Origin of the sequence: Streptosporangium sp. NPDC051023 (genome assembly GCF_040689595.1) — a bacterium.
Lineage (GTDB): Bacteria > Actinomycetota > Actinomycetes > Streptosporangiales > Streptosporangiaceae > Streptosporangium.
Genome location: NZ_JBFBCE010000221.1, coordinates 1 through 1,769, shown reverse-complemented (window position 1 = coordinate 1,769; position 1,769 = coordinate 1). Strand labels below are relative to the sequence as shown.

The following is a 1,769-nucleotide window of genomic DNA, read 5'->3' as shown; positions in this document are numbered from 1 at the left end:
ACCCCCTACGGCATCTACGTCGGCAAGACCGCGTGGACGCACTACGACTTCGACGTCTACGAGGACTACGACCGCGACTACGCGTTCGTCACCGTTTACAACGGTGTGTTCTACAACGGCAAGAAGCAGGTCACCGAGGCCGAGTACAAGGGCTTCGTGGGTCCGAAGTTCGTCGAGGAGACCAAGAAGCAGGTCACCAAGGCCGAGTACGAGAAGTGGGTCGGCACCACCGGCAACGTCGGCGAGGTCGTCGACGAGGTCAAGACCCAGACCACCGGCCCGGACGACAAGCGCGGCACCTACTCGCCGCTCGAGGTCACCAAGAAGCAGTACGAGGACGCCGCCGCCATCGGTGGCCCCGCGGTCCTCAAGCCGGGCGCCCAGGCCTTCACCGACGTCATCATCGCGTCGAAGGAAGAGGCCGAGGCCTACGCGGTCGCCCACAAGCTCTGCCACATCGAGAAGGACCCCAAGAGCGGCCAGTGGATCATCACCCGCTACTACGTCAAGCAGTGGCTGATCCTCGGCTCCGAGGCCAAGTACTTCATCAAGGACCACGCCTTCTTCATCGAGCTGTCCAAGGACGCCGGTCGTCTGGGTGACAACGTCGGTGGCCAGGGCTTCGCGTGGAACCAGAAGACCGGCCAGGCCGTCTTCATCTTCGGCTACCCGGAGGCCCCCGAGCCCGACGGTGACAAGCACTTCACCGGCATCACCCCCAAGTGGGTGTACGGCAAGACCTCCGGCAAGGTGTACGTCTCCGCCGCGCAGAAGATCGAGGAGCACATCGGCGTCAAGGGTGACCTCACCCCCGGCGCCGACGGTGGCCCCTGGGTCCTGAAGTACAACAACGCCAAGCGTCTGGGCTACGTCAACGGTGTCACCAGCCAGTTCGGTGACCAGGACAAGAACGGCCGCAACGACCTGATCACCTCGGCCTACTTCGACGGCGAGACCGCCGACATCTACAAGAGGGCCGCCAACGTCTGGTCCGGCAAGATCGTGGGCCCGAACGGCGAGCTCTACAAGTAAGCCGTAAGGACCTCATGGTCTCCGAGTCAGGGGGTCCAAACCCCTGACTCACCCCAGCTCCACAGAAGGGGCCCGGCAATTGCCGGGCCCCTTCTGCTGTTTTGAGAACCATCAACCCGGACAGCCAAGCCCTCTCAGACGAAGATCCAGCCGATCTGTCCGCGGCCGAACTCGGGAACCACAGGGCCGATCTTCGCCTCCCGCACTCCCCTTCGGGGGGAGGAACAGAGGGTTCGGCGGGCGTCGCGGCCGCGATGGGGACGCGTTATTAGGTCTGTTTAGACGTGGCTGGCTCCGGTTCGGTGCCATCAATTTAATGTGATCTGCGTCACATTAGAGCAGTGACTCTAAGTGGTTGGACGATCACACATTATTGGCCGCACGCGCCACATGATCAAACTGATCTGGGAAGACTCCGCAAATCCCCCACAATCAGACCAAGATCCTCCAAGCCCAGTAAACATCACAGAATGGTATCGGGCCGACAAGTGATCGTTTTACCCGCCGAAGCTGCTTCCAATCACCAAGATCACCGCTGTATGTTTCTGGCTATCCCTTTACTGACGCATGGGACGCAAGATGCGTTCCACATCAGACCAAGGAGTTCCCTTGAAGCGCATCCTCCTCCCCGCCGGTGGCGTTGTCCTCGCCACCGGTCTGCTGGCCGCCGGCCTGGCCGGCACCGCCCAGGCCGCCCCGGACTACGCGACCGACCCGCTGGCCGCCAACAACGCCGA

General features: G+C 62.4%; 1 pseudogene. It reads left to right on the top strand.

The window, feature by feature from the left end:
- Positions 1 to 1,032, top strand: a pseudogene (locus AB0395_RS48235) (hypothetical protein); the annotation flags it as partial.
- Positions 1,033 to 1,769: the final 737 nt, after the last annotated feature.